This is a genomic window from Actinomyces sp. Z5 (assembly GCF_003287795.1).
Lineage (GTDB): Bacteria > Actinomycetota > Actinomycetes > Actinomycetales > Actinomycetaceae > Actinomyces > Actinomyces glycerinitolerans.
This window is the reverse complement of record NZ_QMIN01000114.1, coordinates 518-1,092: the sequence shown is the minus strand read 5'-3', so window position 1 is coordinate 1,092 and position 575 is coordinate 518. Positions and strand designations below refer to the sequence as shown.

General features: G+C 69.9%; 1 pseudogene. It reads right to left on the bottom strand.

The features are described from left to right. Positions 1-575, bottom strand: a pseudogene (locus DRB06_RS15235) (transposase); the annotation flags it as partial.

Genomic DNA, 575 nt, shown 5'->3' with positions numbered 1-575 from the left:
TGGTGGGTCGTAGAGGGAGCCGTGGCGGATCATGGCGTATAGGGTGAGGATGCGGCGGTGGGCGAGGGCGAGTACGGCTTGGTTGTGGCGCTTGCCCTGGGCGCGTTTGCGTTCGTAGTAGGCCCGGGATGCGGGGTCGGATCTGAGGGATGCGAAGGCTGACAGGAACATGGCGCGTTTGAGGCGCTTGTTGCCCGCGTGGGAGACGTACTCGCCGCGTATGGAGGACCCGGACCGCCGGGTGACTGGTGTCAGGCCGGCGTATGAGGCCAGGTGGGCGCCGGTGGGGAATGTTCTGCCCGCGGTTTCGGCCAGGAACACAGCGGCGGTCCTGACCCCCACCCCGGGCATGGAGGTCAGGACCGGGTAAAGAGGGTGGGCCTCCACCAGGGCCTCAACCTGGGCGGCGACATCGTCGCGTTGGGCGCGGGTGGGCGATGAGCCGGCCGGTGCCGGGTGGGGCAGCACCACCCCGGCCGCGTCGGTACCAGCGACCACGACGGTCTGCTTGCCCAGGGCGTCGGTGATGGCCTGCGCCCAGGCGGCATGGCGTCTGCACCCGTTGGATTCGGGGC